The sequence below is a fragment of the Saccharothrix stipae genome (assembly GCF_054781895.1).
This window is the reverse complement of record NZ_BAAGTN010000003.1, coordinates 234,829-260,318: the sequence shown is the minus strand read 5'-3', so window position 1 is coordinate 260,318 and position 25,490 is coordinate 234,829. Positions and strand designations below refer to the sequence as shown.

Below are 25,490 nucleotides of genomic sequence, written 5' to 3'. Positions count from 1 at the left end.
CCCACGGTGCCGACACCCTGTTCGGATCCTGTTCCGATCTTGTTCGGGTCGCCTCGACTACGGTTGGGCCATGCGTTTCGGGGTGCTGGGCCCGCTGGACGTGCGGACCGCGGACGGCACACCGGTGCGGGTGCCCGAGCGCAAGGTGCGCGTGCTGCTCGCCGCGCTGCTGGCCCACCGCGGCCGGCCGGTGTCGGCGGACCGGCTGGTCGCCGACCTGTGGGGCGACGACGGTCCCGGCAACCCGCTGCGGGCGTTGCACGCGAAGGTCTCGCAGTTGCGGCGTGCGCTGGCGGAAGCCGAGCCAGGCGGCCGTGACCTGGTCGAATCCCGCTCCCCCGGTTACCTCGTGCACGCCGACGACCTGGACGCCGACCGGTTCGCGGCGTTGACCGCACAGGCCCGCGAGGCCACCGATCCGGCGGCACGTGCGGCGTTGCTGACCGACGCGCTGGACCTGTGGCGCGGCCCGGCGTTCGCGGACTTCGCCGACCTCGACCTCACCCGGTCCGCGACCACCCGGCTCGAAGAGCAGCGGCTCGTCGCGCTGGAGGACCTGGCACTGGCGCGACTGGACCTCGGCGACCACGCGGCCGTGGCGTCCGAGCTCGCCGACGTCGTGGTCCGGCACCCGCTGCGGGAACGCCTGCGCGCGGTCCACCTGCGCGCCCTCTACCGGTCCGGTCGGCAGGGCGAGGCGCTGGCCGGTTACGACGACCTGCGCCGCCGGTTGGCGGGCGAGCTCGGTGTCGACCCGAGCCCTGAGCTGACCGCCCTGCACCGGGCGATGCTCAACCAGGACGCCGACCTCGCGCCGCCCGTGCGGCCGGGCGGCAACCTGCCGAACCCGCTCACCGAGCTGGTGGGCCGGGAGCGGGACGTGGCCGAGGTCCGTCGACTGCTGGCGGGGCACCGCCTGGTGACGTTGACCGGTCCCGGCGGGGTCGGCAAGACCAGGCTCGCGGTGGAGACCGCCGGGCGGCTGGTGGACGGGTTCCCGGACGGCGTGTGGCTCGTCGAGGTGTCCGCGCCGTCCTCGTTGCCCGACGTGGTGGCGGCGGCGCTGGACATCCGCGACGACGGCACGTGGGGCGGCGAGCAGGTGGACGCGGTCGACCGGCTGGCGAAGGCGTTGCGGGACAAGCGGATGCTGCTCGTGCTGGACAACTGCGAACCGATCATCGCGCAGGTGGCCGGGCTGACCGCGCACCTGCTGCGGACCGCGCCGCACCTGCGCGTGCTGGCGACGAGCCGGGAGCCGCTGTCGGTGGCGGGTGAGGTGCGCCACCCCGTGGCACCGCTGGCCGGGTCCGCCGCGGTCGAGCTGTTCGTCGCCCGCGCCACCGCCGCTGCGCCCGGGTCGACCATGGACGCCGACGCCGTGGCCGCGATCTGCCGCCGGTTGGACGGCATCCCGCTGGCGTTGGAGCTGGCCGCGACGAAGGTGCGGGCGCTGGGCGTGACCGGTGTGCTGTCCCGGCTGGACGACCGGTTCCGCGTGCTGGCGGGCGGGTACCGGGACGCGCCGCCGCGGCAGCGGACCCTGCGCGCGGTGATCGACTGGAGCTGGGAGCTGCTGGACGACGCGTCGCGCGTGGTGCTGCGCCGGCTGGCCGTGCACCAGGAGGGCTGCACGTTCGAGGCGGCCGAGGCGGTGTGCGGCGGTGACGACGTGCTGGAGGTGTTGACCGGCCTGGTCGACCGGTCCCTGGTGGTCGTGGTGGAAGGACCGGCGGGCAACCGGTACCGGTTGCTCGAATCCGTGGCGGCGTACTGCGTCGAGCGCCTGGCCGAGGCCGGCGAGCTGGACGAGGTGCGCGCACGGCACGTCGAGCACTACACCGACCTCGCCGAGCGGTCCCGGTTGCGCGGGCCGGACCAGCACGAGTGGTTGCGGCGGTTGGACGCCGACTCGGCGAACCTGCGCGGCGCGGTGGACCACGCCGTGCGCCGAGGCCTCACGTCGCAGGCGTTGCGGCTGGTCGACGCCCTGGCGTGGTACTGGGTGCTGCGCGGTCGGCTGGGTGAGGCGCGCCGTGCGTTCGAAGCCGTGCACGCGCTCGGTCGCACCGGCGCCACCACCGCGTGGCACGTCGGCATCGGCATCCTGACCGGTGAGTCCGCGGACCCGACCGGGCGGATCGAGGCCGCGTTGCGGTCCTGCCCGGAACCGCACGCCGCCTGGTTCCTCGGCCACGCCCTGTGCGAGATCGGCGACGTCGCCTCGGCGGAGGACCTGACCGCGCGGGCGTTGACGGGCTTCGCCGCGACCGGCGACCGGTGGGGCACGGCGGCGGCGCTCAGCACCCGCGCGTTCCAGCGCCTCCTGCGCGGCGACCTGGCGGCGGCGGCGCGGGACGGCGAGCGCAGCGTCGCCCTCTTCCGCGACCTCGGTGACACGTGGGGCAGGCTGCGCGGCATCCGTCCGCTCGCGGCGGTGGCCGAGGCGTTCGGCGACTACGACCAGGCGGCGGACCGGGTGCGCACGGGCCTGCGCCTGGCCGACCGACTGGGCCCGTGGCCCGAGGTGTCCGACCTGACGGCGGGCCTGGGCCGGATCGCCCTGCTCGCGGGTGACCACACGCGGGCACGCGAGCACCACGAGCGCGCCCTGCACCTGGCCGCGCAGCACGGTTTCCGGGCCGGCGAGGTCAACGCGCGGCTCGGCCTGGCGCTGGGCGCACGCCGTGAGGGCGATCTGGACACCGCCGAGACGCTCCTGGACACCGTGCTGGCCTGGCACGACGAGGTGGGGCTGACCAGCGCGAACGCGCTGGTGCTGGCGGAGCTGGGGTTCGTGGCCGAGCTGCGCGGAGACGCCACGACCGCGGCGGTCCGGCACCGGCAGAGCTACGCGGCGGCCGTCGACACCGGTGATCCGCGGGCTCTGGCCTTGGCGTTGGAGGGACTGGCCGGCGCCGCGGACCGCCCGGCGATCGCCGCGACGCTGTTGGGGGCGGCGGACGCGGCCCGACGGTCGCGTGGCGCTCCCCTGCCCCCGGCCGAACGCGGCGACGTCGACCGGATCACCGCACGCGTCACCGAAGCCCTGGGCTCGGCGGCGTTCGCCGGGCACTTCGCCCGCGGTGCGGCGCTCACGCCGGACCAGGCGCTGCACTCGGCCGACGCGAACGGGGAACTCGCGGGACCCGAGCGTTCGACTCGCGGGACCTGAGGGTTCGACTCGCGGGGTCAGGTGGGGTCGCGCTGGTCGCGTTCCTTCAGGTAGCGGGTGTGGTCGGCCTGCTGGTTGACGTCCGCCGCGTACACGCGCTCGGCCAGCCGGTGGGCCTCGTCCTCCAGCAGGGCGAGCTGGGTGACCAGCTCGTCGCCCGGGCTCGGCTCGCCGCCCGCCCGCTGCTTCACCGCGAACCACCACGGCAGGTTCAGGTACGTCTGCACGGACAGCGGCAGGTCGGTGCGCGCCAACCGGACCACGGTGTGCCGCAGGTCCGGGTTGGCGGCCAACGCGTCCGGCCGGGCCAGGAGATCGCCGAGCACGGCGCCGATCCGGCCCACGGCGGCGACGGCGGGCTCGGGCATCCGGGACGACTGCGCGGCCACCTCCCGCACCAGGCCGTCCAGTTCCGCCCGCAGGCGACCGGCCTCGGTGACCGCGTCCACCGGCACCAGCCGGACCTTCTCCGGCGGCGCGAGCAACGCGCCCACCGCGTACAGCCCGGCCACCACCAGCGGCCACACGCCGCCGACCACCCCGGTCAGGTGCAGCAGCACGCCGATCAGGCCGCCGACGCAGCCGACGAGGTTCTTGGTCGAACCGAGGTAGCGGATCATTGGTAACCGCGGATCTCCTGGAACACCTCGCCGAGTTCGGCGTTGCGCGCGTCGAACACCTTGCCGCCGGTCATGGTGGCCACCTGGCCCAGTTCCGCGCCGCTGCCCTCGCCGAACAGCACGGTGAACACCGGCACCTGCCGCAACTGCGCGGGCACCGAGCCGAACGCCGCCTGGAACTCGGCCAGGCCCGAGCCGTTCGCGTTCTCGCCGTCGGTCATCAGCACGATCGAGGTGAACCGGTCCGGGTCGGCCGCGACCAGCGGCTCCATCACCTCGTAGGCACGGGACAGGCTGTCGTAGATGGCCGTGCCGCCGCCTTCGGTCAGCCCTTCGGCGAACGCCTTGATCTGCGCGAGCTCCGCCCCCGGGTCGCCCTCGGGCAGGGTGAACGTCCGCGGCGTGCCGGGTGTGGTGTTGAACGGCAGCAAGGTCACCTCCTCCCGGCTGCGGAACCGGCGGAAGCGACCGGTGAGCGAGTCGTCCGCGCCGGTGAGGCCGACCAGCGCCGACCGCAGCGACGCGATCCGGCCACCGGCCATCGAGCCGGACGTGTCGAGCACGTACAGCGTCCGCGACGGCCGCCGGATCTCGTTGAAGTAGGCCGAGAGCAGCGCGTCGACCGAGTCGCGGGCGGCCGGGAACGGCAGTTCGACCAGGTCCCGGACCGCGAACCGGGAGTCCGGCTCGACACCCGGCACGACCGGTCGCCGGTGCGTGGTCTCCATGATCTTGCGCTGCACGTCCGGCGTGCGCAGGTGGTCGGTGAGGCGTTCGTGCGCGCCACGGGCGTCGTCACCGGCGTCGGCCAGCAGGGTCAGCGGGTAGTCCGCGGTGACCACGCCGTCGTCCGGGTAGACCAGCGCGAGCGGCTCGGGCAGGTTGCCGGCGGCGTTCATGGACAGCAGCACGGACTCGTAGTTGATCAGGCCGTCGACCTGCGCGCCGGGGTCCTGCCCGGTGGCGCGGCGCTGGTAGGCCTCCGACAGCCAGCCCGACGACCCGGCGGACAGCGCCTGCGCCGTGAAGAAGCTCTTGAGCCGCGGTGTCACGGCCGCGATCTGGCCGGCGTCCACGGCGTTGCCCGCGCCCGCCAACGCGGACGCCACGCCGACCAGCGCGGAGAAGCCGGAGTTCGACGCCGACGGGTCGGTCATGCCGTAGCTGAACGCCTTGCGCCCGGCCTGCTCGGCGATCTCGCCCCAGCCGACCCGCCGGTCGGCCCACCCCAGCCGCTTCGCCGAGGACGTGGACAGGCCGAGCACCACCGGCGAGCTCATGATCTTGACCTGGTTGCCGAGCCGTTTCGCGGCCTCCGGGATGCCCGCCGGGTAGCGGTTGGACGAGAACCAGACGGCGTCGTACTTGCCGTCGACCTCGCCCTTCGCCAACGCCTCGGCGCCTTCCAGCGTGCCGGTGAAGGTGAACTTCACCTCGACGCCGGTGGCCTTCGCGGCCTCGTCCAGCACCGGCTGCATGTCGGTGAGCTCGCTGCCCGCGAGCACCCGCAGCACACCGGGTTCCGGCGGACCCGCCGGCTGCGCCGGGTCCGGTTCCGGGCTCGCGGTGCACGCGGCGGCCGCCAGCACCGCGGCGAGCACGAACGCTGTTCTCATCGTTCCCCCTCGACCGCCGCCGCGTCGTGCGAACGGCGCAAGTGCTCTTCGGCGCGGCGGATCTCCCCCGACAGCGACTCGACCGTGGCGGCCATGGTGCGCACCGCGTCCGCCCGGTAGCCGTCGACCGCGTCGATCGCCGCGTAGATCCGGTCGAACGACGCCCGGATCGTCTCCACCGCCACGGCCGGGTCGCTGCTCGCCCGCCGGATCTCCGCGCCCTGCAGGTCCAGCAGTTCGGTGTTGGCGCGGATCAGGCCGTCCGTGGTGGCCTGCAACGCGGCGACCTCGTCCAGCACGTCGCGCTGGCTGGCCAGGGCGCCGCTGACCAGCAGGGCGATCCGCAACGCGGCCACGGTCGTGGTCACCGCGCGTTCCACGCCCCGGATCAGCTCGTCGTTGTTGCGCCGCACCAAATCCAGCGCCAGGTAGCCCTGGGCGCTCACGGCGAGCTGGGTGAGCAGGTCCTGGTGTCGTTGCCGGATCGGGTGCAGCACGTCGGCGCGCAACGCCCGCGCGCGTGCCGGGTCGGTCAGGTCGAACACCTCGGCCTGCCGGTCGATCGCGGCGTCCACCGCCTCGGCGAACGCGGCCGACTCGGCCAGCTTCCCCATGGCCCGCCACAACCGCTCCCGCTCGCCCTTGATGGCGGCGTTGTCGCGGCGCAGCCCGTCCTGGCGGGTGCGCAGGTCCACCACCAGCGCGTTCACCGGCTCGCCCGCCGCGCGGTAGCGGTCGAGGGCCTTCTTGGCGGCGTTCGCGGCGGGGAAGACCTTGAGCAGCTTGCGGCCGGTGATCGGCAGCTTGGCCGGGTCGAGCTCGGCGACCGTGCGGCGCAGACCGGTCAACGACGTGGTGACCCGGACCTGGGGCGAGTCGTCGCGCAACGCGCGGGCCGAGCGGTCCAGCATCGCGCCCGCCACGCCCGCCGCCGCACGCATGTCCGCCTCGCCGACGGCGAGCACGTCGTCCAGCACGGCGGTGAACTCCGGCGACCGGACGTCCAGCGCGCGCAGTCGTTCGGCGAACCGCTCGGCCCGCTCGTCGACGTCCGCGCGCACGTCGTCGCCGAGCGCGATCAGCCCGGCCGCGCGCTCCACCGGGACCGGCGCCACCGGCTCGGGCGGGGTGAGGGTGAACTCGTCGGTCACGGGGCGACCGCGTCGAGCAGGCGTTCCAGCGTCTCGAACGACGGCGGCTCGACCGCGTCCACCAGGTCCGCGGGCGCCTTGTCCCCCACCACGTCGGCGAACGCGCGCGCGTCGGACGTGCGGAAGCCGAAGGTGGCGGCGAGCTTGGCCAGCTCGGGGTCGGTGCTCAGCAGCCGGCCGACCTGGTCGCCGCGCTCGGACAACGGCACGAGCGTGTGCTTGGAGTAGACGGTGGGTGCGAGGTAGAGCAGGCGCATGTCCGGGCGGATCGAGCCGTCGGCGCGCAGCACCCGGTCGAGGTACTGGGACTCGTAGATCAGCGCCAGCGGCGTCTTGCCCATGCCGGCCGCGAGGTAGTCCTCGAACGGGCCCTCGGTGCTGTTCTGCGTGTAGCCCTGGTCGCGGAAGAGCCGGGCGACGTCGGGCAGCACGGCCGCCTCCTGCTCGGGCGTGCCGACCACGGTGTTGCCGTTGGCCACGAACGACACGATCGACAGGTACATCGCGGCGGAGTTCGACTCGGCCGGGTTGGTCGTGGTGACCAGCACGTTCTTGCGCGCCGGGTAGGCGGTGTTGCCGGGCAACTGGTCCCAGCGCGTGCCCGCCTTGGCCAACTCCAGGTACTTGGCCACGTCGAGCACCTGGTAGTCGCCCGCGCCCTTCTTCACCACTCCGGCCGCTTCCAGCAGCCGCACGATCGGCTCGAACGTGGCCACCGCCATGGGTGACTGGAACGGCGTGTGGGCGGCGGTCGTCTTGCGGTCGCGCTGGATCCGCTGCGCGGCGGGCGAGGACGACGGGAACGCGAACTCGTACTTGCCGAGGTCGACCGAGGTGGCGATCTGCCGCGAGCCGGCCGTGTCGACCTCGACGTCCAGGCCGTGCGCCGCGAACGCGGCCACCACCCGCTGGTCGCTGAAGAACGCCAGCTTCTCCGACCCGATGACGCCGCGCACGGTGGTCAACCCACCCTGCGCACCGCCTTCCGCGTCATCCGAACGGCCCCACACGACCACCGCCGCGACGGCGGCCAACAACACCACGGCCAAGCCGATGGACAACCGGCGCTTCACTTGACCCGCTCACCCCCGTGTTCACCGGCGATCATCTCGCCCGCTCGACTCGTTTGACGCGCGAAGCGGCGATCACCGGGCGAACGGTTGGTGAACGGATGGTGTCGATCCGGCCACGGGAGCCGCGGCGACCATGCCCGCGCACGCGGCGTAAGCGGTCGTGCGCGGTGAGGTGGCTTCGGCGTGCGAGCCCAGTAGGCCGTGAACTCGGCAGGCCGTGAACTCAGTAGGCCATGAAGAGGATCTCGTCGCGGGAGTAGTCGTGACCCGGGTGGTTCTCCTTCAGGTGCTGCTGGACCTTGGCCACCAGGTCGTCCTCGTCCTGACCGGTGATGGGCTCGCCGCAGGGGCAGGTGAGGTTCCGCTTCATGACAACCCTCCGCTGGTGATCTCACTCTCACGATCGACTGTACTGAAGGCGCGGAGGTTGTCGACCGTTCGAGTACGGGCCCGCCGGACCCCGCCGTCACCCCCGGCGTTGCGCCGCCGCGCGCAGCACGGCCGCGACCAGTCGGCGGTTCTCCGGCGCGCCACCGCCGCCACCGGCGACGAACCGACGCCGCGTGTAGCCGTAGGCGACACCGCTGCCCGGGTCGGCGAACGCCTGCGCGCCGACCGCGCCGCTGTGCCCGAACGCGTCCGCGCCCAGCTCCGGGTACCGCACGCCCTGCGCCTCGAAGCCGAGCAGGAAGTGGTCCCGCTCCCCCGTCACGAGGTCGACACCGGCGCTGTGCGGCCGGGTGAACTCGGCCAGGACGTCCGGCTTGAGCAACGGCGCCGGCCCGTCCACCGGGCCGATCGCCGCCGCGTACATCCGGGCCAGGCCGCGTGCGTTGCCCACGCTGCCCGCCGACGCCTGCCCGAGCGCGCGCACGCGCCGGGTGTTGGCGAACGCGACCAGGTCCAACGGGGTGTTGAACGCGAGCGCGGTCAGCCCTTCCGGCGCCGCCGGCGGCGGTGAGGTCGTCGGCCGCACCGGCGCGTACCGGGGTTCCAGCTCCGCCGGCAGGCCGAGGTGGAGGTCCAGCCCGTACGGCGCCCGCACCCGTTCCTCGTAGACCTCCTGCAACGTCCGCCCGGTCGCCCGCCGCACCACCTCACCGGTCAGCGCGCCGATGGTCAGCGCGTGGTAGCCGTAGCCGTCCGCCCACGCCGGACGCTCGCCGGCCAGTCGGGCGGCGATGAGCCGGTCGTCGGCCGATTCCTCCGCGTCGAACCCACCGGTCACGCCGACGAGACCGGCCCGGTGCGCGAGCAGGTCCCGCAGCGTCAACCGCTCCTTGCCCCCGGCCGCGAACTCGGGCCAGTACGACGCCACCGCGCGGTCCAGGTCGAGCACGCCGTCCTGCACCAGCAGCGCCACCACGAGGTGCGCCGCGCCCTTGCCCGAGGAGTACAGCGCGAGCAGCGCGTCCGGCGCCAACCCCGCCCAGAGGTCGACCACGGGCCGTCCGTGGTGGTACACGGCCAGTTGGGCGCCCGGGTCGGGCTCGGCGGCCACGACCGCCGCGAACTCCTCGCGCACGCCCTCGAAGCCGGGCGCGACGACGCCGTCGACCGGCATCACGCCGCGGCGATCGCGCGGGCGAACCGGACCACCCGCTCGGCCTGCACGCGGGCCGCCGCACGCACTGTGTCGTCCACCGCGGCCGTGCCGCCCGCGTCGTGGTGCGAGGTGCCGTAGGGGTTGCCGTCGGCGAACTTGTCCGGATGTGTGTAGCCGGGCGCGACCACGATGCCGCCGAAGTGGTGGAACGTGTTGGCCAACGCCAGCAGCGTCGACTCGTGGCCGCCGTGCAGCGTGCCGGTCGAGGTGAAGCCGCTGTAGACCTTGTCGGCCAGCAGCCCTTGCTGCCACGGGCCGCCGAGCGTGTCGAGGAACTGCTTGAGCTGCGCGGCGACGTTGCCGAACCGGGTCGGCGTGCCCATCACCACGGCGTCGGCCCAGATCAGGTCGTCGGCCACGGCGACCGGGACGTCGGCGGTCGCGGCGGCGTTGGCGGCCCACCCCGGGTTGGCGTCGATCGCGGACCGCGGCGCGAGTTCGGCGACCTTGCGCAGTCGGACCTCGGCGCCCGCCTTCTCCGCGGTCTCGGCGATCTCCTGGGCGATCTGGGCGATGTTGCCGGTGGCCGAGTAGTACACGATCGCGACCTTGACGGGGTTGTCCACGGAACCCTCCTCCTGCTTGATCATGGCTCGAACGATATAGTCATGAGCGGTGATCGTCAAATATGGTGACTATCACCTTTGGTGACCAAAGGAGTGGCATGCGACGGGGCGAACGCAAGCACACGGAGCCCGACCTGGGCGTTCTCACCGGCCGCCTGCTGTTCGCCGTGCAGGAGGAGTTGTTCGAGACCCTCGCCCGCGACGGCTACCCGGGCCTGCGCCCGCAGCACGGCGCGGTGCTCGCCTACCTGGACGAGGAGGGCACCCGGGCCACCGACCTGGCCCGCCGGTCCGGTCAGCACAAGCAGGTCGTGGGCAAGGTGCTGGACGAGCTGGAGGCGCTGGGTTACGTCACCAGGCAGCCGGACCCGGACGACCGGCGGGCGAAGCTCGTCGTGCCCACCGAACGCGGGTTGGCCCAGATGAGCCGGTCGGACGCGATCGTGGCAGCCATCGAGCGCCGCCTCGCCGAACGCGTCGGCGAGGACGCGTTCGGCGAGTTCAAGCGGCTGTTCCGGCGGATCGCCGAGGAGCAGCGGTCGTGGCGCGAGCAGTGAGCCGGGAGCGGTGGGCCCGGGAGGGCTAGCGCCGGCGCAGCACGCGCGGGTCGGCGTCGAGGTCGTCACCGAGGCGCAGGGTGATGAACTCGTTGTTGTCGGGCCGACCCGGCGTGCGGCCGGACGAGGACGGGAAGTTGTTGTCGTTGAGCACGCCGATGGTGCGGTCGTCGAGGATCACCACGTCCTCGATGGTGGTGAACGGGAAGGTGAACGTCTCGCCGGAGCCGCCGAGCCCGCGCGGGTCGGCGATGTCCAGCAGGTCGGCGACCAGCGTCTTGTCCAGCACGCCGTCCCGGTCGCGGTCCCGCTTGTCGACCAGGTAGACCCGCTTGACGCGGGCGTCCACGCCCTGCGCGCCGTCGCGTTCGATCACCAGCAGCCGGTTGCGGTCCACCGTGACGGCGTCGCCGATCGCGTGCTCCGGCCGGTCCAGCCGGTAGGTCCAGCGGACGCCGGTGTACCGGCCGCGTTCCAGGTCGAACTGGTTGAGGCGCAAGGTGCCGGGCTCGTCGCCGGCGACCGTGCCCTCCAGCAGCGCGTCCAGCGTGCGGCCGTCGGCGGACAGCGCCAGGCCCTCGTAGCCCTTGCTGCCGCCGAGGTTCGGCGTGCCCGCCGGGTGCTCCGGCGCGAAGACGCCCGGCAGCGGCACGGGCGGGGCGAGCAGCCGGCCCGCGCGGTCGAAGTGCAGCAGGTAGGGGCCGAACTCGTCGCCCATCCAGTAGCCGCCGTCGCCCGCGCGGGCGATCGACTCGACGTCGAAGTCCGCGCCGGTCAGCACCCGGTCCGGCCGCGTCAGCCCGAACGGCACGTGCCCGTTCGGGTCGGTCAGCGTGATGCCGCCGAGCACGTCCACCGCGCCGGTGGCGAAGTCCGGGCCGATCCGGTGCACGCGGAGGGTGAAGTCCGCGCTGTTGGCCTTGGTGCCGTACCCGTTGTCGGACAGCACGTCGAACGTGCCGTCGGCGTTGCGCAGCACACCGCTGAAACCCTGCACCGGCTGGTCGGCGAACGGCGGCACGATCCCGTTGACCGGGGCCGTGCCGAGGGCGGCGCCGGACGGCTCGCTGCCCGGCACGAACGTCACCGCGGGCAGTGCGGCGAACCCGGTCAACGTGGCGCGGCCGAAGTCGCGCCGGTCGCCGGGCGCGGCCGAGCCCGGCACCGCCGTCGACACCAGGACGAGCGCGGACAGACCGATGACCAGCGGTCTCCTCATGCGTGTTCCGTTCTGCCGTGGCGCGTCCACCCGGGACGCGCGCTGCGCCGAACGTTAGGCGGGCCGGGTTAACGGCGGATGCCGCCCCCAGGGGCCTCGATCTGTCGCGCGGGCGGTCTTCGGGCAACGCGGTCGCCCGGCGCCGTTGCCCGAAGACCGCCTTACCCGAAGACCCCCGCCGAGGCGTCAGCCCGCGTGCGCCTCGAACTCGCCGAGCTGGGCGGCGGGCCAGCCGGTGTTGCCGGTAACCGTCAGCCTCAGGTAGCGGTGGTTCGCCGAGACCGGGATGGTGACCTGGTTGCCCGACGCCGGGTCGAACCGGAACCCGGCCGACGCCACGAGTTGGCCGTAGGCGGCGCCGTCCGTGCTGGCGGACACGCTCAAGGTCTGCGTGCGGGCGGCCCACGCGGCGGCGGGCGGCAGCTTCAGCACGATCCGGTTCACCGCGATCCGGCTGCCCAGATCGACCGTGAACGCCTGCGGGAACGCGTTGTTCGGGCTCTCCCAGTACGTGGTGGCGTCGCCGTCCACCGCGTTGCCGCCCGGGAAACCGCCGGTGGCCGCGGCCTGGACCGGCTTGCCACGCGCCACGTTGCCGGTCGGTTGAGGCGTGGTGGTCGTCGTGGTGGTGGTCGACGCCGGGCCGGAGTAGACCTCCAGCTCGGACAGCTGGGCGGCGGGCCAGGCGGTGTTGCCGGTGAACGTCAGCCGCAGGTGGCGGTGGGTGCCGGAGACCGGGATGGTGACCTGGTTGCCCGACGCCGGGTCGAACCGGAACCCGGCCGACGCCACGAGTTGGCCGTAGTTCGCGCCGTCCGTGCTGCCGGAGACGCTCAGCGTCTGCGTGCGCGCCTGCCACGCCGAGGGTGGCGGGAGTTTCAGCACCAGGCGGCCGACGTTCTCCGACCGTCCCAGGTCGACGGTCAACGACTGCGGGAACTGGTTGTTGGCGCTCTCCCAGTAGGTGTTGGCGTCACCGTCCACGGCGTGGCTCGCCGGGAAGCCGCCGTTGGCGGTGGAAGCGCTGACCGCCTTGCCCCTGGCCAGGTTGCCGCCCGGCGGAACGGTCGTGGTCGTCGTGGTCGTCGTCGTCGTGGTCGTGGTCGTGGTCGTGGTGGTGCTGGTCGGCGGGTTGGTCGGGTCGGTGTAGATCGGGTCCGGCCACGGGCCGCAGTACGACGGGCCGTCCCAGCCGGAGTTGCCCGCGCCCCTGGTGATCTGGAACGCGTTCTCGCCCAGGCAGCTGTAGATGCCCGCCCGGCCGAGGCCGGTGGCGGTGACGTTGGTGAACGACGCCGCGCCCGGCGATTGGAGCTGGATGCCGAACGTGCCGGCGCCGTTGATGCGCACGCCGTTGAAGTGGACGTTGGTGATCGTGCCGCTGATGAACTGGATGGCCTCGTAGTTGCTGTCGACCAGGTCGGTGTCGGTGACGTCGATCCGGCCGTTCATCGCGCCGTCGCGGGCGTCGAACCACAGCGCGCCCACGCCGAACTGCCAGTTGGAGTCGAGCACGCCCGCGCGCAGCGTGGTGTTCTTCGACAGGGTGGTCGTGCCGGACAGGGGCACCGAGGAGAAGCGGTTGCCGACGTGGAGGCCGCCGCCCTGGTCCTGGGTGTCGGCCACGACGTTCTCGGTGACGACGTTGTCCCGACCGCCGTAGATCGCGATGCCGTTGGCCTTCATCGGCACGACCACGGTGTTGCGGCGGATCGTGTTGCTGTGGTCGGCCTGCTGCTCCGACCAGAACGCGATGCCGTCGTCGCTGATGTTGCGGAACAGGTTGTTCTCGATCAGCACGTTGCTGATGCCGCGGTGCAGGTTCATGCCGTCGGCGAGCTGGTCGACGACCTTGTTGTCGCGGATGGTCAGGCCGGAGAACGGGCCGTCCAGCCACAGGCCGACCTTGGTGTGCTGGAGGAACATGCCGGAGATCACCGAGCCGCCGCCCAGCGCGCCGCCGATGGCGTTGGTCTGGTCGCAGTCGACCCGGTTGGTGACCTCGCCGATGATCGCGAAGTCGTGCAGGCCGACGCGGGTGCTCACGCCGGAGTTGCCCCCCTGGCCGCAGCTCGACGGCTCGCCCAGGCCGTAGAACCCGACCCGGTCACCGGTGACCACGCTGTGCCAGTGGCCCGCGCCGCGGACGGTGACCTGGTCGACGGTGACGTGCTTGGTGACGGTGAACCGCCCGGCCGGGATCCACACCTCGCGGCCGGAGGCCTTGGCGGCGGCGATCGCGGCGTCGAAGGCGGCGTTGTCGTTGGTGCCGTCGTTCGGGGTGGCGCCGTGCTCGGTGACGGAGACCGAGTTCGCGGGCCGGGTGGCGGGCGTGGCGACGAGTTCGAAGTCGGCCAGGTCGATCGTGTAGGACGGCGCGGTGTCGCCCGCGTCGATCTGGAGCTTCACCTTGGAGCCGGCCGGCAGCGTGCGGGGGAACAGGGCGCGGGTGGAGTCGTAGAGGTGGTGCGGCTTGCCCTGGTTCGGGTCGTTGGCGTAGGGGTAGCCGCCGTAGCGCCAGGCGTACTTCGAGGTGAGCGTGAGGCTGCCGGTCTTCGCGCCGTCGAGGTAGAGCGACAGCGGCGCGGTGATGCCGGCGCCGCCGTTGCCGTCGGGGACGCTGTAGCGGATGTCGATCGAGTTCGCGGGCTCGGTGAGGGTGAACTCGACGTACCTGCCCTGACCGGACAGGGTCACGGCCCGGCGACCGGAGGCCTCGCCCTCCAGCGTGCCCTGGCGGCGGCTGGGGCCGATCTTCGTGCCGTTGGTGGCGGCGTTCTCTGCCTCGTGCTCCACGAAGGGCACGTCGGCGCCCCGGCCGGGGATGTCGAACGGCGAGGTGGCCGCCGCCGCGGCGACCTGGGCCGCGACCTCGCCGGGTGCGGCGGCGATCGTCATCGTGGTCACCAGGGACGTGGCCACCACCGCCGCGCCGAGCGCCAGGGGACGCCGGAGGGTGGGGTCGACTCGCATGGGTTCAGCCCTTCGTTGGACGGGACCTCGGTCTGCAAGCAGGGACGTCAACGCAGTGTGGCGTGGCGCACACCATAAGCAGCCCCATCACGGGACCGCAAGATGTCTACTGAAAGACGCAAAAAGTTGACGACAGCCGAAGATGTGAGGTCACAAGGTCCACTTGCGGGCCGCTTGCGGAAACTTGCGTCGGCTTACGTGGCAGGATGACGCCCGTTGGGGGCGCTCAGTAAGTGCCGCTGAGCTTGCGGTGGTCCCACGACACCACCGAGGTCGGCGCGAACCGCAACCCGACCCGCTTCGCCGCCTGCGCAGCCACGAACGCGTCCAGCTCGGGTTCGCTGTGCCCGGAGTACCGCGCCGCGACCGCCGCGCCGATGCGCGCCACTTCCGCCTGCTCCTCGACCAGCCGCACGTCGCACTCCATGGTCACGCCGCGCAGCTGGTCGTAGGTCTGCCCCGCCTCCAGTTGCAGCGTGGCCTCCGGCTTGCGCCGCAGGTTCGCCACCTTCTGCGACGCCCGGTACGTCCAGCCGGCCAGTTCGCCGTCCTCCACCACGAACCACAGCGGCACGAGGTGCGGCCTGCCGCGGGGACCGATCGTGGCCACCGTGACCACGCGCTGCTCCTCCAGGAAGGCGCGCACCTCGTCCGTCGTCATCGTGATCAGGGCCCGGCGCGACATGGGCGTCAGGATAGGCGGCTGTTCTCCCGTGACGCGGTCGAGCCGGGTCCGGCGGTCAGGTCGCCGACGGTCCCGTTCTCCAGCAACTCCAGGAAGACGTCCACCAGGTGCGGGTCGAACCGCGCACCGCGCCCGGACCGCAGCTCGCGCACCGCCTGCTCGTGGGTCAACGCCCGCCGGTGCGGCCGGTCGGCGCGCATCGCCGCCCACGCGTCGCACACGGACAGGATCCGCGCTTCGACCCGGATGGAGTCACGGGTCAGGCCGGCGGGGTAGCCGGCGCCGTCCCACCGCTCGTGGTGCTGGCGGATGACCTCGGCCACCTCGCCGTGGTCGGGCAGCACGCCGACCATCCGGGCGCCGCTGTCGGGGTGCTCGTGCAGCAGGTGCCACTGCTGGTCGGTCAACGGGCCGGACTCGGTGAGCAGGTCGTCGGGCAGCACGATCATGCCGACGTCGAGCAGCCGTCCGGCGCGGTGCGCGTTGTGGATCTCGGCCGGGTCCCGCTTGAGGTGCTCGGCGACGGTCCGCGCCCACTCGGCGATGGCCAGACTGCGCCCGGGACTGGCCACGCGCAGGTCGACCAGGTCCGCGACCTGGTTCAGGTAGTCCACCGCGACGTCCTCCCGGTGTTCGGTGAGCGATGTGCCACCGGCGACCGCCCGGTCCCGACCCAGGTTCTTGGCCAGGTACAGCGCGCGGTCAGCCGCCGACACCAACGCGGACGCGGTGCCGTAGTGCGGCGCGAACGCGGCGGTGCCGGCGGAGAGCGTAACCGTCACCGAACGGCGACCGCTCACGGCGATCGGGTGGTGCGACACGCCGTGCCGCAACCGTTCCGCGAGCCGGCTCAGGTTCTCGGCGTCCACACCGGTCGCGATCAGCGCGAACTCCTCGCCGCCGTACCGGGCGAGCACCCGGTCCGGCCCGGCGACCGCCTGCAGCCGGTCGGCCACCTCGACCAGCACCCGGTCGCCCGCCGGGTGCCCGAACCGGTCGTTGATCGACTTGAACCGGTCGACGTCGAGGATCACCACGCCGAGCGGGCTGCCGGCGCGCCGGGCCCGTGCCACCTCGTCGGCCAGCCGTGCCTCGAAGTAGCGGCGGCTGCGCAACCGGGTGAGGCTGTCGGTGATGGCGAGCCTGCGCTGGTCCACCGCCAGGCCGGCGAGCCGGGTCGCGGTCAACGCGAACAGCACCGCGCAGCCCGCCGCGATGACCGGCACGTCGCGACGCACGCCCTGGGCGTTCTGCAGGAGCAGCAGCGCGGGCCCGATCAGCGCGCCGCAGGACAGGACCACCAGCCGCGGCCAGCTCAGCCGCAGGCCCGGCACGTCGACGGCCTGCGCCATCCGACGGGTCGACGGGTGCAGCGCGCACGCGCCGAACACCACCTTGCCGGCCAGCCAGATCGCGTCCAGGAAGTTGCCCGCCTCGAAGCTGCCGTCGAGGCGTTGCAGCACGTACACGGTGTCCGCGGTCAGCGTGGCGGCCAGCCAGAACGAGAGCAGCACGAACGACACGTCCCGCCGACCGTCGCCGAGCAGCAGCCGCAGCGACACCAGCAGCAGGACCAGGTCCATCACCGGGTAGGCCAGCGACACCATCTCGACCAGCACCGGCGTGCCGAGGCGGGTCTGCGGGCCGATCACGAAGACCCACGACAGCAGGCCCGCCGCCACGGTGAGCGACACCGCGTCGATCAGGCTGGGCAGGTCGCGGCCCGCTCGGCGGCGCCGGATCAGCATGAGCACGCCGGTCACGGCGATCGGGTAGTGGCCGAGGTAGAGGATGTCGGCGTAAGACGGGTAGCTCGTGTCGTTCAGCACGTAGTGCGAGGCGTAGAACGTGGCGTCGGCCAGGGCGGCGACCAGTTGTGCCAGCCCGAGGACGATCCACGGCGCGCGCACGCCGGGGGCGTCACGCCGTGCGGCCCACCAGGCGGCGAGCGCGGCGAGGACGCTCAGGCCGCAGTAGATGACCAACCGGACCGGCACCGCGCCCATGAATGGCGGCAGCAGGTAGTAGACGCCGACCATGAGCAGGCCGAAAGCCAGGAAACCGGTCCAGGCGAGGTGCTGCTTTTCGGTGGGGATTCCGCGGTTTTCGTCCGACGTGACTCCGGCGCGCAATCGCGGCTCTCCCCACTGCGGCTAACGCTGATGTCCTACCAGGGCTGGGTCATGACACCCGAACTACGGGTCTGCGTCAATCCCTGTTGCCGAGTCTTCATCCACCGAACAGACGCTTCCGTGCGTCCGCATGGCCTCGGACACTCGTTATAGGGTGCATATTGTCCGTGCCGCGGTCGATCGTGGCGCGTGGTGTTCGAGCGAGGGGGAACGATGGCGAACGACCTGCTGGAGCGGGTGCGGGAGGAGCTGAGGGGCGAGGGCGGGACGAACCGCCTGGTGCCGTTGATCGCCCGCGGTGCCGTGCCACCGGCCACGTTGGCGGCGTTGGCGGCCGAGGAGCACCGCATCGTGCGGAGCGACTGGCGGGCGTTCCTCACCTTGGCCGCGCAGTCCGCGGGGCCGGCGCAGCGCGAGTTCTTCGCGGCGGTCGCGGGTGGTGAGGGGTTGGCGTTGGTCAAACTGGGTGATTTCGCGGCGGCGTGCGGCCTGACGCCGGACGACGTGGCCGCGTACCGGCCGTTGCCGGGGTGCCAGGCTTATCCGTCGTACGTGGCCAGGCTGGCGTTGGACGGCAATCCGCATGACGCGCTCCTCGCGATTCTGGCGAACTTCGCGGAATGGGGTGGCTATTGCGCGACGATCGCCGCCGCGCTGCGTGAGCACTACGGTTTCGACGACGCCGGGTGCGCGTTCTTCGACTTCTTCGCCCAACCCGCGCCGGACTTGGACGCCCTGGGCCTGCGCGCCCTCGACGAAGTCCTGGCCACCGGCTGGACCCCCGAGACCGCCCTCCCCTCCGCCCACCTCCTGCACTCCTACGAACTGATGTTCTGGAACACCCTGGCCGACCTCCCCCACCCCCGAGAGTCCAACACCCAGCCCTCGTGAGTCCTACCTCCAACACGCGTGAGTCCAACGTCCAGCGCCCGAGAGTCCTACGTTCGCAGACCCCGAGTTCTACGTTCAGGCCCGCTGGGTTCTACGTCCGGGCGTCGCTGAGCGTTCAACTCGGGGTGCCTGAGCGTTGGACTCTCGCGTCGTGAACGTTGGACTCTCGCGTGCTGGGGGTTGGACTCTCGGGTCAGGGGGTGGTCGGTTGGGTGTCCCAGTTCTCGGCCAGGTCGGGGCGGCCGAACAGGTAGCCCTGGGCGTAGGCGCAGCCGGCCTTGCGCAGCCAGTCGGCCTGGGCCTGGGTCTCGATGCCCTCGGCGACGGTGTGCGCGCCCAGGACGTCGGCGAGGTCGATGATGCAGCGGACCACGCCTGCGGTGCGGCCGGTGTCGTTCAACGCGCCGATGAACGACTTGTCGATCTTCACCACGTCGAACGGGTACCGCTGCAGGTAGCTCAACGACGAGTACCCGGTGCCGAAGTCGTCCAACGCGACCCGCACCCCGGTCTCCCGCACCTCCATCAGTCCGCGCATCGCCGCGCCGTCGGCCCACACCGACTCGGTCACCTCGATGGTCAACCGCTCCGGCGGCAGCCCGGTCGTCTTCAACACCCGGTCCAACGACGGCAGGAACGTCGGCGCGGACAGCTGCCGGGTGGACACGTTCACCGTCACCCCGAGCGCCCGTCCCTGCTCACGCCACCGCATCGCCTGCTCGCACGCACCCGCCAGCACCTTGTTGCCCAGCGGCACGATGAGCCCGGTCTCCTCGGCCAGCCCGATGAACTCGCCCGGCCCGAGCAGCCCGTGCCCCGGCCGCTGCCACCGCACCAACGCCTCCGCACCCGCCGCCGTCGACGTCGCCAGGTCCACGATCGGCTGGTAGTGCAACACCAACTGCCCGTCGGACACCGCCGTGCGCAGGTCGGCCTTGTCGCGCTGCCGGGCCAGCACCCGCTCCCCCATCTCCGGCCGGAACAGTCGGATCCGCCCGCCGCCCTCCCGCTTCGCCACGTACATCGCGGTGTCCGCGTCGCGCAGCAGGTCCGCCGTCCCGACGCTGGCCGACGACACCGCGATGCCGACGCTGGCCCGGATCACCGTCTCGTGCCCCAACCCGGTCAGCGGCCGCGCCAGCTCGGACAGGATGCGGGTGGCCAGCCGCGCCGACTCGCGCACGTCGTGGCCGGGCGCGAGGACGGCGAACTCGTCGCCGCCCAGCCGCGCGGCGGTGGCGACGGGCCCGACGGCCCGGCTGATCCGCTCGGCGGCCGACACCAGGTACCAGTCGCCGGCCTCGTGCCCCTCGGCGTCGTTGACCTCCTTGAACCCGTCCAGGTCTATGACCAGCAGGCCGACCGCCTCACCGCCCCGCAGCGCCTCGTCCACCAGGTGCAGGAAGTGCGTGCGCCCCGCGAGCCCGGTCAGCTCGTCCCGCTCGGCACGGGTGCGCAGCGCGTCCTCCCACTCCCGGCGCTTGCTGACGTCCAGCGCGGTGACGACGGTGTGCTGCTCGGAGACGTGCTCGACCGGCACGGCGTGCACCGCGAGCACACCGGTCGTGCCGTCCGGGCGGGTGATGTCGACCTCGACCGCGTCCTCGGCGGAACGGCAACCGTCGGCGCACTGCGAGATGTCCGGACCGTGCGGGCACGGCACCCGCCCCGACGCGTCCGCGCGCAGGTCCAGCAGCTCACGCGCGCGGTCGTTGTGCAGTCGTGGGGCGCCGAAGGCGTCGAGCAGCACGAGCCCGATCGGGCTGGCCCGCACCACGGCCTCGACGGTGCGGTGCGCGTCCTCCATCAGCCGCACCGAGCGCACCGTCTCGTGCAGCGCCATGGCGGCGACCGCCATGCCCATCAACGGCATCACGACGGACGCGACGAGCGGACCCGTCACCACGACCGGCTTGAACGTGATCCACGCCAGGAAGCCGGACACGTATCCCAGCATCGCGGGCACCACCTTGACCGGGAACCGGTCCCGGCTGCCGAGCAGCGCGCGTCGCATCGTCACCGCGAACAGGAAGTTGATCACGGGCGCCGGGTTCGGGAGTACGAAGATCGCGCCGTGGACGATCACGCCTTCCGCCAGGGCGACGGCCCAGCCGCCCCGACCCCGCCGCAGTCGCCACGCCGCGAGCATGACCGGCACGAGCAGGATGGGCACCAGGCGTTCGGGCCCGGTGCCCGCGAAGAGCAGTGTCACCGTGAACATGGTGACACTGAGGTAGGCGTATGCCTCGGTCAGCCGCCGGATCCGGCGCAGCCCGGCCTGCCCTGGTGACGACAGCACGTCTTCCACCACGGAACGGGTTGGACGTGCCACGCCCCGTTACCCCCAAGTCAAGCGGTGATCGAGTGAACATCCCCTCACGGGGAGAACGCACTATCCATACCGGAGTTCCCGATATGCAACCGCCATTCGGGTGAGTCCATTATGGACCGGTCGGGACAGGGGGCGAAACCGAGCACGGGTCAGGATCCCGGGGTGGACTCCCGCGGCGGCTCGCTGTCGGGCAGCGGGTCCGGTGTCGCCTTGGCGAGGTCGGCCGCGATCACCTTGGCCTCGTCGATCTTCCGCTGCGTGTCGGCCAGTTGCTCGTCCTGCCGGGACGTGTCGACTCCTGGCACGCGTTCGTCGTGATCGGCCATGCGACCAGGGTTTCCGCCCACCGCACCGGCAAACTTGGACACCGGCCCGGCGGCGGGCTACCGTCGATAAGAGCCCGCTGGTTCGTAAAGCCGCCGAGGAGATCCGATGTCGAGCACGACGACCGCGCCGCCCCGCCCGTCCGCGCGGCGGCGCGTCACCTTCACGGCGGTGCTGCTGACGATCACCGCGCTGCTGTTCTGGGTGCCGTGGACGGGTCTGCTCGCGCCGGGCGCGCGGTGGCCGTGGCCGGTGCAGGCGGTCGGCACGGCGTTCTTCGTGGTGACGTCGGTGGCGTTCCCGCTGCTGCTGGTCCGGGCGCACGGCCGCGGGCACTCCGACCGGGCCGCCCGCGTCGCGCACCTGATGCTGGGCGTAGCGTGGGTGTTCTTCACTTGGACGCTGATCACCCACGTGGTGCGGCTGGTGCTGCTGGCGGCGGGCGTGGAGAACCCGTTCCGGGCCAGGTTCGTCGCGGTCACGCTGGTGGTCCTCGGCCTGGCCCTGGTCGGCTACGGCATCCGCGAGGCACGCCGGGTGCCCCGGATCAAGCGGACCGACGTGCCGCTCCCCCGGCTCGACAAGGCGTTCGACGGCCTCACCATCGCGGTGCTCGCGGACACCCACTACGGCGCGATCGACCGCACCCGGTGGTCCGAGGGCACGGTGGAAGCGGTCAACGCGCTCGACGCGGACGTCGTCGTCCACGTGGGCGACATCGCGGACGGCACGGTGGCACAGCGCCGCGGTCAGGCCGCCGCGCTGGGTGACGTGCGGGCGCGGCACCGGTTCTACGTGTCGGGCAACCATGAATACATCAGCAACGCGCAGGCGTGGCTGGACCACATGGCCGAGTTGGGTTGGACGAGCCTGCACAACCAGCACCGGGTGCTGGAGCGCGGTGGCGCCCGGCTGGTGTTCGCGGGCGTGGACGACGTCACCGGCGCGCACTCCGGCGAGGCCGGTCACGGTGCGGACCTCGACGCGGCGCTGGCAGGCACCCGCGCCGACGACCCGGTGGTGCTGCTGGCCCACCAGCCAAGCGAGATCGGCAAGGCGGTGGCGGCGGGCGTCGACCTCCAGCTGTCCGGGCACACGCACGGCGGCCAGATCTGGCCGTTCCACCTGCTGGTGCGGTTGCAGCAGCCGGTGCTGGCGGGGTTGAGCCGCCACGGCGAGCGCACCCGGCTCTACACGAGCCGGGGCGCCGGGTTCTGGGGTCCCCCGCTGCGCGTCTTCGCGCCGAGCGAGATCTCCCTGCTCACGTTGCGCGCCGCCTGAGCGGCACTGAGCGCTCCACCGGGGCCGGCGAGGTCGACCGGGGCACCTCTGACCCGAATGGCCCAACCTCTCGGCGGGGTCGGTCCAACCGAGACGCCAATGCCCACTTTCGGTGGGCCTCGACGAGCGTCCCATAACCCTTTGGCGGGAACCCGTCACACGTAAGTAGGACAGGCGTTGTTGACGGAACGCAGGAGTCGGACCCTGCCTACAAAGGGACGGTCCGCTCCCGTCGTCGAGGCGATGGGCAGGCCCTCGGCACCTACGTTCACGCCTAAGGACTCTCATGACCGAACTATCCCGCCGTGACGTCCTCCGCCGCGGCGCGACGGCCGCACTGGTCGCCGCCGCCACGGTCGGCTTCGTCACCGCGGCCCCGTCCAGCACGATGGCCGACCCCCACGGCCCCCGCGCCCAGGCGCCCGCCGACCCGCGCGACTTCGAGGAGAACTACAAGGGCAAGAAGATCAAGGGCGAGCACGACAAGGCCAACGGCAAGCACAAGGTGCACATCAACGGCAAGAAGCTCGGTGTCATGCAGATCGAGCTGCCGGTCGCCCCCGACTCGACCGAGACCTACACCGCCGTGGTCAGCACGCTCAACCACTTCGACCCCATCCCGCTCGACGAGGGGAACAACCGCGACGGCCTCAAGAAGTTGGCCAAGCTCGCCGTGGACCAGCTCGGGGATCAGGAACTCACCCACCACGCCGACCACACCCACCGGTGACCGGCGCCTGACCACCCCGAGAGGAGTCCCGACATGGGAACCCGCAAGAGCGCGGCCGTCCTGACGGCCACCGAGAAGTCGAACTTCGTGGCCGCGGTGAAGGCGTTGAAGGCGCAGGCCGGCGGCCGCAACTACGACTGGTTCGTGCGCACCCACATGGACTACTTCGGCACCGTCAACAGCCACAACTACGCGCACTGGTCGTCGTCGTTCCTGCCGTGGCACCGGCAGTACCTGCTGGAGCTGGAGAACGCCCTCAAGGCGTACAACGCGGCGGTCGACCTGCCCTACTGGAACTGGACGGCCAACCGCTCCACCACCGGCGCGCCGTTCACCTCGGACTTCATGGGCGGCAACGGCTCCGGCGGCAACGGCGCGGTCCTCAGCGGCCCGTTCGCCGGGTCCACGAGGTGGCGGATCAACGTCAGCGCCACCTCCTCGACGTCGTTGCGCCGGGCGATGACGTTGCGCGGCTCGCTGCCCACGTCGTCCGATGTGGACACCGTGATGGGCGTGTCCTCCTACGACGTGTCGCCGTGGAACTCGTCGTCCAGCGCCGGCATGCGCAACCGCATGGAGGGCGGCCTGTCCCCCGGGCTGCACGGGCGCGTGCACAACTGGGTGGGCGGGCACATGGCGCAGATCGACTCGCCGAACGACCCGGTGTTCTTCCTGCACCACTGCTACATCGACCGGCAGTGGTCGCGCTGGCAGGCGACCTGGGGCTTCGGCGCCGACCGGTACCAACCGGGCGGGGACGTGGCGGGGGTCGTCGACGTCGGCGAGGCGCTCGCCCCGTTCGGCGTCACGGTGGCCTCCACGCTGGACCACCGCGGCCTCTACACCTACGCCTGACGGGCTTCGCCGGGTTCGCCGCGCGTGCGGCTAGCGCGTGCGGCGGCCCTGCTGCGGCGGGTCGTAGTCGTAGTCGTCGTCCTCGGGCAGGTCGAACGGCAGCGGCCGGTTGGTCCAGGAGTCGATGAGCACCACGATCGCGGCGCAGACGATGACGGCCACGCCGACCCAGGCCAGGCCGCCCCAGACCAGGATGCCCGCGATCAGCACCAGCGGCAGGACCATGAACAGGCAGAACGGGTCCACCCGCCCGAAATGCCGTCGTCGTCCGGAACTCGCCATCTACGCCCTCCCAGTCAAGCGCCTCCCCGGGTGAACTTACGCGACGGGTTCCGGCCGGCGGTCAACCGGGCGTCACGCACGACCCGCCGGCAACCGGGAACACCCCTCGTGGCGGCCCTCCGGTCGACGAGGCTCGGCCCGGCGCACCCGGCGGGTCGGCGACGAAACGAAGATCAGTGTTCTCCGCAGGTGCGGAGTTACAATGCTCTACGTGCCGAATCTGCGGATTAGCGAGGCCGCTTCCCTGCTCGGGGTGAGCGACGACACCGTGCGCCGGTGGATCGAGCAGGGCCGGCTGTCGGAGGTGCAGCTCGACAGCGGGCGCAAGGGTGTCGACGGGCGGGAGCTGGCCGAGCTCGCCCAACGCCTGGCCGAGGCCCCGGAGGCCGGGGTGACGGTGGCGGCGTCGGCGCGCAACCGGATGCGCGGGATCGTCACGCGGGTGGTCAAGGACGGGGTGATGGCGCAGGTCGAGATGCAGGCCGGGCCGTTCCGGGTGGTGTCGCTGATGAGCCGTGACGCGGCCGACGAGCTGGCCCTGGAGGTCGGCGGCGTGGCGGTCGCGTCGATCAAGTCCACACACGTCGTGGTCGAGATCCCGGAGTCCTGATGCGGGCGTTCACGCTGGTCGCGTCGCTCGTCGTGGCCGGGTGCGCGGTGGTGGCCTGCGGCGCGGCGGAGCCCGGTGCGCGGGGTGGGGCGGTGTCGGGGCGGATCACGGTGTTCGCGGCGGCGTCGCTGACGGGGACGTTCACCCGGCTCGGCGAGGACTTCGAGGCGGCCAACCCCGGCGTCGAGGTGGTGTTCAACTTCGGCGGCAGCTCCGGGTTGGCGCAGCAGATCGGGCAGGGCGCGCCGGCGGACGTGTTCGCCTCGGCCTCGCCCGAGACCATGGCCCAGGTGGTCGACGCGGGCGGGACGGCCGCCGAGCCGGTCACGTTCGCGCGCAACAGGTTGGCGATCGCGGTGCCCCCGGGCAACCCGGCGGGCGTCACCGGGCTGGCGGACTTCGGCGACGCCGACGCCAAGATCGCGTTGTGCGCGGAGCAGGTGCCGTGCGGTGCGGCGGCGAAGCGGGCGTTCGAGGCGGCCGGGGTGACCGCCCGGCCGGACACGGTGGAGCAGGACGTGAAGGCCGTGCTGACCAAGGTGCGGCTCGGCGAGGTGGACGCGGGGCTGGTGTACCGGACGGACGTGCGGTCCGCGAGCGGGCAGGTCGAGGGCCTCGGGTTCCCGGAGGCCGACCGGACGGTCACCGACTACCCGGTCGCGCCGCTGGCGCGGGCGCGCAACCCGGCGGGCGCGCGGGCGTTCGTCGACCACGTGCGGTCCGAACGGGGGCGGGCGGTGCTCGCCGAGGCCGGGTTCGAGGCGCCGTGACGCCGACACCGGCCGGTCCGACGTCGGCCGGTCCGCGGTCGA

22 protein-coding genes are annotated in these 25,490 nt (G+C 72.4%); 8 read left to right on the top strand and 14 right to left on the bottom strand.

The window, feature by feature from the left end:
* Window positions 1-70: 70 nt before the first annotated feature.
* Window positions 71-3,175 carry a BTAD domain-containing putative transcriptional regulator gene (locus ACYVLT_RS07935; protein WP_461119467.1) on the top strand — a complete coding sequence of 1,035 codons (3,105 nt, stop codon included), beginning with the start codon at window positions 71-73 and terminating at the stop codon, window positions 3,173-3,175.
* Between the two features lie 17 nt (window positions 3,176-3,192).
* Here the strand turns inward: ACYVLT_RS07935 and ACYVLT_RS07930 are convergent, their stop codons facing one another.
* The 7 genes from ACYVLT_RS07930 to wrbA form a co-directional block, all read right to left on the bottom strand.
* Window positions 3,193-3,795, bottom strand: coding sequence for a hypothetical protein (locus tag ACYVLT_RS07930; RefSeq protein WP_461119466.1), 603 nt, complete (start codon window positions 3,793-3,795; stop codon window positions 3,193-3,195).
* Window positions 3,792-5,411: a vWA domain-containing protein gene (locus ACYVLT_RS07925; protein ID WP_461119465.1), complete on the bottom strand. Its 1,620-nt coding sequence runs from the start codon at window positions 5,409-5,411 to the stop codon at window positions 3,792-3,794. The genes ACYVLT_RS07930 and ACYVLT_RS07925 overlap by 4 nt, the downstream gene beginning before the upstream one ends.
* Window positions 5,408-6,562: a toxic anion resistance protein gene (locus ACYVLT_RS07920; RefSeq protein WP_461119464.1), complete on the bottom strand. Its 1,155-nt coding sequence runs from the start codon at window positions 6,560-6,562 to the stop codon at window positions 5,408-5,410. Before ACYVLT_RS07920 ends, ACYVLT_RS07925 begins: the two co-directional genes overlap by 4 nt.
* Entirely contained in the window at window positions 6,559-7,635 is a 1,077-nt protein-coding gene (locus ACYVLT_RS07915; protein ID WP_461119463.1) for a hypothetical protein, read from the bottom strand. The genes ACYVLT_RS07920 and ACYVLT_RS07915 overlap by 4 nt, the downstream gene beginning before the upstream one ends.
* 223 nt (window positions 7,636-7,858) lie before the next feature.
* A complete protein-coding gene (locus ACYVLT_RS07910) occupies window positions 7,859-8,005 on the bottom strand; it encodes a DUF1059 domain-containing protein (RefSeq protein WP_461119462.1) in 147 nt (48 codons plus the stop codon).
* A gap of 96 nt (window positions 8,006-8,101) precedes the next feature.
* On the bottom strand, window positions 8,102-9,199 hold the full coding sequence (locus ACYVLT_RS07905) for a serine hydrolase domain-containing protein (RefSeq protein ID WP_461119569.1): 1,098 nt from the start codon (window positions 9,197-9,199) through the stop codon (window positions 8,102-8,104).
* Entirely contained in the window at window positions 9,199-9,831 is a 633-nt protein-coding gene (wrbA, locus tag ACYVLT_RS07900) for an NAD(P)H:quinone oxidoreductase (protein ID WP_461119461.1), read from the bottom strand. Before wrbA ends, ACYVLT_RS07905 begins: the two co-directional genes overlap by 1 nt.
* 74 nt (window positions 9,832-9,905) lie before the next feature.
* On the opposite strand from wrbA, the gene ACYVLT_RS07895 reads away from it, so the two are divergent.
* Entirely contained in the window at window positions 9,906-10,364 is a 459-nt protein-coding gene (locus ACYVLT_RS07895) for a MarR family winged helix-turn-helix transcriptional regulator (protein ID WP_461119460.1), read from the top strand.
* A 25-nt stretch (window positions 10,365-10,389) separates the two neighbouring features.
* Here ACYVLT_RS07895 and ACYVLT_RS07890 read toward each other — a convergent pair whose 3' ends face one another.
* From ACYVLT_RS07890 to ACYVLT_RS07875, 4 genes are all read right to left on the bottom strand, one after another.
* Window positions 10,390-11,583, bottom strand: coding sequence for an esterase-like activity of phytase family protein (locus ACYVLT_RS07890; RefSeq protein WP_461119459.1), 1,194 nt, complete (start codon window positions 11,581-11,583; stop codon window positions 10,390-10,392).
* A 186-nt stretch (window positions 11,584-11,769) separates the two neighbouring features.
* On the bottom strand, window positions 11,770-14,556 hold the full coding sequence (locus tag ACYVLT_RS07885; RefSeq protein WP_461119458.1) for a discoidin domain-containing protein: 2,787 nt from the start codon (window positions 14,554-14,556) through the stop codon (window positions 11,770-11,772).
* A gap of 226 nt (window positions 14,557-14,782) precedes the next feature.
* On the bottom strand, window positions 14,783-15,241 hold the full coding sequence (locus ACYVLT_RS07880; RefSeq protein ID WP_461119457.1) for a pyridoxamine 5'-phosphate oxidase family protein: 459 nt from the start codon (window positions 15,239-15,241) through the stop codon (window positions 14,783-14,785).
* 5 nt (window positions 15,242-15,246) lie between these two features.
* Complete coding sequence (locus tag ACYVLT_RS07875; RefSeq protein WP_461119456.1) at window positions 15,247-17,373, bottom strand: diguanylate cyclase; 2,127 nt, start codon at window positions 17,371-17,373, stop codon at window positions 15,247-15,249.
* A 213-nt stretch (window positions 17,374-17,586) separates the two neighbouring features.
* Here ACYVLT_RS07875 and ACYVLT_RS07870 point away from each other — a divergent pair, with 213 nt between their 5' ends.
* Window positions 17,587-18,264: a thiaminase II/PqqC family protein gene (locus ACYVLT_RS07870; RefSeq protein ID WP_461119455.1), complete on the top strand. Its 678-nt coding sequence runs from the start codon at window positions 17,587-17,589 to the stop codon at window positions 18,262-18,264.
* A gap of 193 nt (window positions 18,265-18,457) precedes the next feature.
* On the opposite strand, the gene ACYVLT_RS07865 is transcribed toward ACYVLT_RS07870, so the two are convergent.
* Both ACYVLT_RS07865 and ACYVLT_RS07860 read right to left on the bottom strand, forming a co-directional pair.
* Window positions 18,458-20,563 carry a putative bifunctional diguanylate cyclase/phosphodiesterase gene (locus ACYVLT_RS07865; RefSeq protein WP_461119454.1) on the bottom strand — a complete coding sequence of 702 codons (2,106 nt, stop codon included), beginning with the start codon at window positions 20,561-20,563 and terminating at the stop codon, window positions 18,458-18,460.
* A gap of 182 nt (window positions 20,564-20,745) precedes the next feature.
* Window positions 20,746-20,922, bottom strand: coding sequence for a hypothetical protein (locus tag ACYVLT_RS07860; RefSeq protein WP_461119453.1), 177 nt, complete (start codon window positions 20,920-20,922; stop codon window positions 20,746-20,748).
* A gap of 106 nt (window positions 20,923-21,028) precedes the next feature.
* Here ACYVLT_RS07860 and ACYVLT_RS07855 point away from each other — a divergent pair, with 106 nt between their 5' ends.
* The 3 genes from ACYVLT_RS07855 (at window position 21,029) to ACYVLT_RS07845 (ending at window position 23,786) form a co-directional block, all read left to right on the top strand.
* Window positions 21,029-22,201, top strand: a complete 1,173-nt coding sequence (locus tag ACYVLT_RS07855) for a metallophosphoesterase (protein WP_461119452.1) — start codon at window positions 21,029-21,031, stop codon at window positions 22,199-22,201.
* Window positions 22,202-22,487: 286 nt separating this feature from the next.
* The gene (locus ACYVLT_RS07850; RefSeq protein ID WP_461119451.1) at window positions 22,488-22,931 is read left to right on the top strand and encodes a tyrosinase family oxidase copper chaperone; all 444 of its coding nucleotides are present in this window, start codon (window positions 22,488-22,490) and stop codon (window positions 22,929-22,931) included.
* A gap of 33 nt (window positions 22,932-22,964) precedes the next feature.
* The gene (locus ACYVLT_RS07845; protein ID WP_461119450.1) at window positions 22,965-23,786 is read left to right on the top strand and encodes a tyrosinase family protein; all 822 of its coding nucleotides are present in this window, start codon (window positions 22,965-22,967) and stop codon (window positions 23,784-23,786) included.
* 30 nt (window positions 23,787-23,816) lie between these two features.
* On the opposite strand, the gene ACYVLT_RS07840 is transcribed toward ACYVLT_RS07845, so the two are convergent.
* The gene (locus ACYVLT_RS07840; protein WP_461119449.1) at window positions 23,817-24,068 is read right to left on the bottom strand and encodes a hypothetical protein; all 252 of its coding nucleotides are present in this window, start codon (window positions 24,066-24,068) and stop codon (window positions 23,817-23,819) included.
* Window positions 24,069-24,279: 211 nt separating this feature from the next.
* On the opposite strand from ACYVLT_RS07840, the gene ACYVLT_RS07835 reads away from it, so the two are divergent.
* Both ACYVLT_RS07835 and modA read left to right on the top strand, forming a co-directional pair.
* On the top strand, window positions 24,280-24,678 hold the full coding sequence (locus tag ACYVLT_RS07835; RefSeq protein WP_461119448.1) for a TOBE domain-containing protein: 399 nt from the start codon (window positions 24,280-24,282) through the stop codon (window positions 24,676-24,678).
* Window positions 24,678-25,448 carry a molybdate ABC transporter substrate-binding protein gene (gene modA / locus ACYVLT_RS07830; RefSeq protein ID WP_461119447.1) on the top strand — a complete coding sequence of 257 codons (771 nt, stop codon included), beginning with the start codon at window positions 24,678-24,680 and terminating at the stop codon, window positions 25,446-25,448. Before ACYVLT_RS07835 ends, modA begins: the two co-directional genes overlap by 1 nt.
* The last annotated feature ends 42 nt before the right edge of the window (window positions 25,449-25,490 follow it).

Coding starts and splice junctions, on each gene's coding strand:
- ACYVLT_RS07935 (WP_461119467.1), top strand. CDS start 71: ATGCGTTTCGGGGTGCTGGGCCCGCTGGACGTGCGGACCGCGGACGGC.
- ACYVLT_RS07930 (WP_461119466.1), bottom strand. CDS start 3,795: ATGATCCGCTACCTCGGTTCGACCAAGAACCTCGTCGGCTGCGTCGGC.
- ACYVLT_RS07925 (WP_461119465.1), bottom strand. CDS start 5,411: ATGAGAACAGCGTTCGTGCTCGCCGCGGTGCTGGCGGCCGCCGCGTGC.
- ACYVLT_RS07910 (WP_461119462.1), bottom strand. CDS start 8,005: ATGAAGCGGAACCTCACCTGCCCCTGCGGCGAGCCCATCACCGGTCAG.
- ACYVLT_RS07905 (WP_461119569.1), bottom strand. CDS start 9,199: ATGCCGGTCGACGGCGTCGTCGCGCCCGGCTTCGAGGGCGTGCGCGAG.
- wrbA (WP_461119461.1), bottom strand. CDS start 9,831: ATGATCAAGCAGGAGGAGGGTTCCGTGGACAACCCCGTCAAGGTCGCG.
- ACYVLT_RS07895 (WP_461119460.1), top strand. CDS start 9,906: ATGCGACGGGGCGAACGCAAGCACACGGAGCCCGACCTGGGCGTTCTC.
- ACYVLT_RS07890 (WP_461119459.1), bottom strand. CDS start 11,583: ATGAGGAGACCGCTGGTCATCGGTCTGTCCGCGCTCGTCCTGGTGTCG.
- ACYVLT_RS07885 (WP_461119458.1), bottom strand. CDS start 14,556: ATGCGAGTCGACCCCACCCTCCGGCGTCCCCTGGCGCTCGGCGCGGCG.
- ACYVLT_RS07880 (WP_461119457.1), bottom strand. CDS start 15,241: ATGTCGCGCCGGGCCCTGATCACGATGACGACGGACGAGGTGCGCGCC.
- ACYVLT_RS07870 (WP_461119455.1), top strand. CDS start 17,587: ATGGCGAACGACCTGCTGGAGCGGGTGCGGGAGGAGCTGAGGGGCGAG.
- ACYVLT_RS07860 (WP_461119453.1), bottom strand. CDS start 20,922: ATGGCCGATCACGACGAACGCGTGCCAGGAGTCGACACGTCCCGGCAG.
- ACYVLT_RS07855 (WP_461119452.1), top strand. CDS start 21,029: ATGTCGAGCACGACGACCGCGCCGCCCCGCCCGTCCGCGCGGCGGCGC.
- ACYVLT_RS07850 (WP_461119451.1), top strand. CDS start 22,488: ATGACCGAACTATCCCGCCGTGACGTCCTCCGCCGCGGCGCGACGGCC.
- ACYVLT_RS07845 (WP_461119450.1), top strand. CDS start 22,965: ATGGGAACCCGCAAGAGCGCGGCCGTCCTGACGGCCACCGAGAAGTCG.
- ACYVLT_RS07840 (WP_461119449.1), bottom strand. CDS start 24,068: ATGGCGAGTTCCGGACGACGACGGCATTTCGGGCGGGTGGACCCGTTC.
- modA (WP_461119447.1), top strand. CDS start 24,678: ATGCGGGCGTTCACGCTGGTCGCGTCGCTCGTCGTGGCCGGGTGCGCG.